Raw genomic sequence first — 6670 nt, forward strand, 5'->3', positions numbered from 1 at the left:
GAGCAGCGGTTCGGCAAATTGCTGCTCCAGTTGCTTGATCCGCTGGGAGATGGCCGATTGGGTGATGTGCAGCGACCTGGCTGCTCGCTCGAAATTCTGCTCCTGCAACACGGCATCCAGTGCCCGCAGCAGTTTGTAATCCAGCTCTTTCATCCCTCATCCTCCCCTCGGCGCAGAGCCCAACTCTACGTGACTGCGCCGGGGACAACAACGGCGAGAGGTGGCGCCATTCTGGCGGAGCTGTGATATCTGACAGTGGTAGAGGAGCCTTTTGGGGCAGATACTGGGTTCGTCGCGCTGGCCGCCCGGCGCGGAGTCATGGCGAGCCATTTTTCCCGGGGCGGGCTCCCGGGATTTTTTATGCTTGAGGGGTCAGTTCCGGCTGCTGATAAAGGCTGCTTTGATAGTTACCCTTGAGTGGCTGTGATACTGCCCGGGCGAAACGTTCATCGAGATGAAAACGAATGCCAACTCCGCGAACTGCTCCCAGATCTACCGCCTGACGGTGACCAAGGCGTTCGATTGGAAGGCCAAGGCGTCGGAAAATGCGCTCTACCGGCAGGCTGACCACTGCGACCAGCTCGCGGATCCCGTGAGCGATTGCGAAAGCGTAGACTTCGCGAAAGATAACGCAGGTCAGTTCGTTGACTCCGCTTCCCATGCTGGGTGCACGGCTTGCATCTATGGCCAAACGGGTTAGCTCCCAGACATCGGAGCTGCGTGGCGCGTTTTCGCCAGCCAGTGCCGTCGGGAATATCGTTGGTAGCATGTAGGCTTCGGCACAGTTGAGCATGCGGATACAGCCGCAAACACCTTCGCTATCTTCGATCAGCACCCAGTGTGTATCTGGTGAATCGAAGCTGTCACGTTCCAGTCCACGACGCGATTCGACATCCCACCCGAGGCGTTCTGAAAAGACGCTGTTGCGAAAGCGATAGAGTTCGTTCTCCACCTCGTTTCGTGGGTGTTCTCTCATTTTTCCAGTGAAAACAAACATTATGAACTCTCCATTACTCTATTCAGCGTTATAATCGGGGCCTGGTCAGGGGGACTACCACATGAAACGCGACCAACTGCTTGAATACCTCGAACACTTCACATCGGCCACAGATGGCAACCGCTTGGCTGAGCTGATCGGGCGCTTCACTATCGAAATGGGTTATGACTACTATCGTTTTGCCTTGATCATTCCCATGTCGATGCAAAGACCGAAGGTTGTGCTGTTTAATCAGTGCCCTGACTCCTGGGTGCAGGCCTATACCGAAAACAACATGCTGGCATGCGACCCCGTGATTCAGCTGGCGCGCAAACAGACACTCCCTATCTACTGGAATCGCCTTGATGAACGAGCCCGCTTTTTACAAGAGGGGAGTATGGATGTGATGGGCATGGCTGCCGAATTCGGGCTGCGCAATGGCCTCTCTTTCCCTCTTCATGGCGCTGCTGGCGAAAACGGCATTCTCTCTTTCATTACTTCCGAGCGGGCATCAAGTGACTTGCTGCTGGAGTCATCGCCAGTCCTCTCCTGGATGTCCAATTACATCTTTGAAGCGGCTATACGGGTTGTGCGTTACAACATGGTGGAAACTTCGTACCCGGAGACTTTGACTGAACGCGAGACCGAATGTCTTTTCTGGGCCAGTGAAGGGAAAACCTCGAGTGAAATAGCCTGCATTCTCGGCATCACCGAGCGAACGGTGAATTACCATCTCAATCAGGTCACTCGTAAAACCGGCTCCATGAACCGCTATCAAGCGATTGCAAAAGGCGTCAGCAGCGGGATTCTGTTGCCCAACCTGGAACAGGTGGTCGTGACAAACTTTCCACTCGCTCTGCAGTAAAACCCTACGACCTTGGTGGTAGCGATGGATTCTCCTGCTGCAATTGGAGGGTCACAATTGTCAGATCCTGTAATTGACAAGATGGCTTGATAAGAGAGTGGATATTCGAGATTAAGAAATCATTAGTAAAATGAATCAATCAGTAAATCCATGAATTTCTCTGGATAGAAGATCATCGCTATAGTGCCGTTTATTCCCAATTTCAGACGGTGCCTTTCATGTTCGCCACTACTCTGCAAGGCTTTACTCTTGGCCTTGCCATGATCATTCCCATCGGTGCCCAGAACGCCTTTGTGCTTAGCCGCGGGCTCCATCGCAATCACCATCTGCTGACCGCAACGCTCTGCAGCTTCTGCGATCTCATCTTGATCGGGATCGGCGTATTTGGTGGTGCTACTGTCCTATCTGCAAGCCCCATCGGGATGGCGCTGCTGACCTGGGGCGGCGTGCTTTTTCTCTCCTGGTTCGGTGTGCGCTCCCTGTGCAGTGCCTGGCGTGGTTCTCAGGCCGGGCTTGCCGACTCGCCCCAGCAAATGGGGGCCAAAAGTGTGTTGGCGATGACGTTGGGCGTCACCCTGCTCAATCCCCATGTCTATCTCGATACGCTGATGTTGCTCGGCTCCGTGGGCAGTCAGGTGGCAGAGTCCTTGCGCCCGGCATTTGCCGCAGGTGCCATGCTGGCCTCGCTGGTATGGTTTTACTCGCTGGCGTTGGGGGCCGCAGCTCTGGCCCCTTGGCTGGCAAAGGGGAGGGTGCAGCAGGGGATCGATCTGCTGGTCGGCATCATCATGCTGATCCTGGCGCTGCAACTGGCCAGAGGGAGTTAACTCATCCAGATAAAAAGATGCCACTCGCAGGGAGTGGCATCTTGGTTGTTAAGAGGGATCAGACCCGGAACTGCGAAAGCAGCCGCTGTTGCAGCAGGCTGGCCTGATGCAGTGACGAGGCGAGTTGCAGACACTCCTGCGCCTCCTGTTCACCGGTTTTGGCCTGCAGGCTGATGCCCGAGACTTTGTCGGAGGAGTTGCTGAGGGTGTGTGACAGCTGCCCGGTTGCGACGGCGACCTGTTGCACCATATCAGCCAGCTGATCGATGGCATCTTGTACCTTGAACAGGATCTGCTTGGTGTTCTCGGAGTCTTGCATACCCGCTTCCACAGTCTTGAGGTTACGCTGCATCATCAGGTAGGCGGTCTCGGTTTGCTGCTGGATGCTGCTAATCACCTGGCTAATCTCGGCACTGGAAGCCGCTGTGCGGTTGGCAAGAGTGCGCACTTCGTCAGCCACAACCGCAAAGCCCCGCCCCATTTCCCCTGCTCGGGCCGCCTCAATCGCGGCATTGAGTGCCAACAGATTGGTTTGCTCCGAGATACCGCTGATGGTGGAGATGATCTGGCCGATCTGGCCCGCCTGCTCCTTGAGGGAGTTGATGGCGATGGCGCACTCGCTTACCTCCTGTACTACGCGTTGCATGCCCGCGCTGGCAGAGGCGACATACTGGCTGCTCTCGGTGGTCAGCTGGCGCACTTCATTGGCATTGTGGGCGGCCATGCTGCAGTTGTCCGAGATTCCGGTGGCAACCTGTACCATCTCTTCACTGTCATGATGCAGAGCCAGCGCGTGTTCGGCTGTCTGGCGGCTGCTCTGGCTGATGGCCTCCACCCGATTGACCGAGGTATGGACATGCTCGCTGATGTGCTGGTTGTTGTGCATCGTCGAGCTGATCATCTTCTGCAACTTCTCGATAAAGCGATCCACGCTATTGGCAAGCGACCCGATCTCATCATCCCGCTTCAGGTTGATACGCACGTTGAGATCGCCATCGCCCGCGGCTATATCCTGCATCCGTTTATTTACCTGCAACAGCGGAGTGACCAGTTTGCGGGTCAACCAGAAGCCACACAAGGTGACGATGACGAGGCTGAATACAAGGCCAGCCAGGATCAGACGGTTGGTCTGGCCGATGATGCCATTGAGCTGGATAATCTGATCTTCTACGGTGGCATCGCCTTTTGCCTCGACATCGACCAGCTGCTGCTGCAGCCGCTCAGCGCTCTGTTCATAGGTTGCCTGTTGTGTCTGATAACTGGCGAGTGCCGTTAGCCAGTTGCCCAGCAACTGTTTGTGGCGGGCCTGCAGCTCGCGGTATTGGCTCGACAGCGTATGACCGCCGAATTCTCCGCTGCCCTGTACATCGAACAGCCCCGTGGCCAACATCCGGCTGGCGGCACTCTCATAAAAAGTGATTGCCTCTTCCAGCTCCTTTTTGATGGCATCAGAGATTCCGAGTCTACGCATCTTTTCCATGGCGTAGAGTTGGCGCAAGAAGCCGATATTGGACTCCATACCGCCATCGGCAGCCTCCCATCGCGTTTCCAGACCGCCGTTCCAGCTAATGGGTTGGTCAGGCGATTGCGTCAGGCCTTCCACGGCCTCATCACCGATGACCTCCATCTGTTCCGAGAGGCGAGCCAATTGATCGGCATTATCGCGCAAGGATTGATCCACATCGGTATAGCTGCGATAGAGCGCCAGCAAGGCATCTTGCTGCTGTCGATAGTCCTGCTGTTGCTGCTCCATGCTCTTGACTGCGGAGGGTTCGATGAGTTGCCCGTTGGCCACCCGTTTCAGAGCGTCATCGGTTGCCGCCTTGGCTGAATTCAGCTTGCCATTATCGAGCGGGATCCCGTTGAGCATCTTTTGGATTTGCAGTTGCTGGTGGCCCAGTTCGATGGAGCCTTCCATGGCGCCATCTGCCGTTTGCCAGGCTGCCCCCAATACATAGGAGAGCAGATTGGCCAGTCGCTGGCTGCCGTACCAGCCGACGATCCCCATGCCCAGCGTGCAGCCAAGCAATATGGTGAGGCCCAGATTTGAGGTCGTAACAATCTTCATGTGATGGCCTTCCTTGGTGTGTTGCACTATCAGGTGCCGAATAAGTCTAATCAGACAACGCCATGTTTGCCAAAGATGCGGAGTCGGCTACCGGTTATCCCGTGCCTGAAAAAGCACAGGATCAAGCATGGTGGATCTTGCATAAAATGCTTCTCCGATGAGCCGCCACCGATAGGGCCATGCTGGATACTTATCCAGTTATTCTTTATGCTATGAGCCAATTTGCGAATTGCTGTATTGGTGAGGAGAGAGCCGTGATTGGTCGCTTGAGAGGCATTGTCATTGAAAAGCAGCCCCCCGAGGTTTTGCTGGAAGTGGGCGGGGTCGGCTACGAGGTGCATATGCCGATGAGCTGTTTCTATGATTTGCCGGAAATTGGCAAGGAGGCGACCATCCACACCCATTTTGTGGTGCGTGAGGATGCCCAGCTGCTCTATGGCTTCAACCACAAACAGGAGCGGGCCCTGTTCCGCGAGCTGATCAAGACCAACGGGGTCGGCCCCAAGCTGGCGCTGGCGATTCTTTCCGGCATGACTGCCAGCCAGTTCGTCATCTCTGTCGAGCGTGAAGAGATAAGCTCACTGGTCAAGCTGCCAGGGGTGGGCAAGAAGACGGCCGAACGGCTGGTGGTGGAGATGAAGGATCGCCTCAAGGGATGGGTCAGCCATGATCTCTTCTCTCCGGCAGCGGTCACCTTGCCATCTCGCGAGCCGGAACTGCGGGCTCCGGATGCTGCGGAAGAGGCGGCCAGCGCCTTGGTGGCGCTCGGTTACAAGCCGCAACAGGCGAGCCAGATCGTCAGCAAGATCGCCAAAGATGGCATGTCAGTGGAAGATATCATCCGCGAATCCCTGCGTAGTCTGGTGTGAGGTAGCTGATGATTGAAGCAGATCGTCTCATTTCGTCCAGTGCCGCCCGCGAGGACGACATTATCGACCGTGCCATCCGTCCCAAAAAACTGGCGGACTATACCGGTCAGGATGCTGTTTGCGAGCAGATGGAGATCTTTATCGAGGCGGCGCGGCAGCGGGGGGAGGCTCTCGATCATCTGCTGATCTTCGGCCCGCCGGGTCTGGGCAAGACCACCCTCGCCAACATCGTCGCCAATGAGATGGGGGTCAACATCAAGACCACCTCTGGCCCCGTATTGGAGAAAGCGGGGGATCTGGCTGCATTGCTCACCAACCTCGAACCACACGACGTTCTCTTTATCGACGAGATCCACCGCCTCAGCCCGGTGGTGGAAGAGGTGCTCTATCCGGCGATGGAGGATTACCAGCTCGATATCATGATCGGGGAGGGGCCGGCGGCCCGCTCCATCAAGCTCGATCTGCCTCCCTTTACCCTGATCGGGGCGACTACCCGGGCTGGCTCTCTCACCAGCCCGTTGCGGGATCGCTTCGGCATCGTTCAGCGCCTCGAGTTTTACAACGTCAAGGATCTCACCGATATCGTCTCCCGCAGTGCCCGCTGTCTGGGGCTCGACATGACAGAAGATGGTGCCATTGAGGTCGCTCGCCGCTCTCGCGGTACGCCGCGGATTGCTAACCGCTTGTTAAGACGGGTGCGCGACTTTGCCCAGGTCAAATCCGATGGCCGGATCGATGGTCCCATCGCTGCACGGGCGATGGACATGCTGGATGTCGATAACGAGGGGTTTGATTTTATGGACCGCAAGTTATTGTTGGCTGTCATAGACAAGTTTATGGGGGGCCCGGTGGGTCTCGATAACCTGGCGGCGGCTATCGGTGAAGAGAAAGATACGATAGAGGATGTACTGGAGCCCTATCTGATCCAGCAGGGCTATCTGCAACGTACCCCAAGAGGGCGGATAGCGACTACGCGGGCATATGCTCATTTTGGCCTTCAGCGGCCTGATGAGAAGTAAGAAAACAGCTGCTTGAGCAAAAAAACCGCCACATGAGGCGGTTTTT

Annotated in this window: 7 protein-coding genes; 4 read left to right on the forward strand and 3 right to left on the reverse strand. The window is 56.2% G+C overall.

The genetic code is table 11. The features are described from left to right. Positions 1-153, reverse strand: a 153-nt coding sequence (locus tag AACS24_RS16145; RefSeq protein WP_258222960.1) for a LysR family transcriptional regulator, incomplete at its 3' end; no start/stop codon positions are given. Between the two features lie 205 nt (positions 154-358). Continuing rightward, entirely contained in the window at positions 359-997 is a 639-nt protein-coding gene (locus AACS24_RS16150; protein WP_108571318.1) for an acyl-homoserine-lactone synthase, read from the reverse strand. 61 nt (positions 998-1058) lie between these two features. Here AACS24_RS16150 and AACS24_RS16155 point away from each other — a divergent pair, with 61 nt between their 5' ends. Beyond that, complete coding sequence (locus AACS24_RS16155) at positions 1059-1841, forward strand: LuxR family transcriptional regulator (protein WP_041209188.1); 783 nt, start codon at positions 1059-1061, stop codon at positions 1839-1841. 218 nt (positions 1842-2059) lie between these two features. Then, complete coding sequence (gene lysE, locus AACS24_RS16160; RefSeq protein ID WP_108571319.1) at positions 2060-2668, forward strand: L-lysine exporter; 609 nt, start codon at positions 2060-2062, stop codon at positions 2666-2668. Positions 2669-2726: 58 nt separating this feature from the next. Here lysE and AACS24_RS16165 read toward each other — a convergent pair whose 3' ends face one another. Beyond that, the gene (locus AACS24_RS16165) at positions 2727-4736 is read right to left on the reverse strand and encodes a methyl-accepting chemotaxis protein (RefSeq protein ID WP_108571320.1); all 2010 of its coding nucleotides are present in this window, start codon (positions 4734-4736) and stop codon (positions 2727-2729) included. A 254-nt stretch (positions 4737-4990) separates the two neighbouring features. Here AACS24_RS16165 and ruvA point away from each other — a divergent pair, with 254 nt between their 5' ends. Together ruvA and ruvB are read left to right on the forward strand one after the other, a co-directional pair. Further along, positions 4991-5605, forward strand: a complete 615-nt coding sequence (gene ruvA / locus AACS24_RS16170; protein WP_108571321.1) for a Holliday junction branch migration protein RuvA — start codon at positions 4991-4993, stop codon at positions 5603-5605. A gap of 8 nt (positions 5606-5613) precedes the next feature. Next, positions 5614-6624, forward strand: coding sequence for a Holliday junction branch migration DNA helicase RuvB (gene ruvB, locus AACS24_RS16175; RefSeq protein WP_033115129.1), 1011 nt, complete (start codon positions 5614-5616; stop codon positions 6622-6624). Positions 6625-6670 lie beyond the last annotated feature (46 nt).

The organism is Aeromonas sp. HMWF016, from assembly GCF_963878195.1.
Classification (GTDB): Bacteria; Pseudomonadota; Gammaproteobacteria; order Enterobacterales; family Aeromonadaceae; genus Aeromonas; species Aeromonas lacus.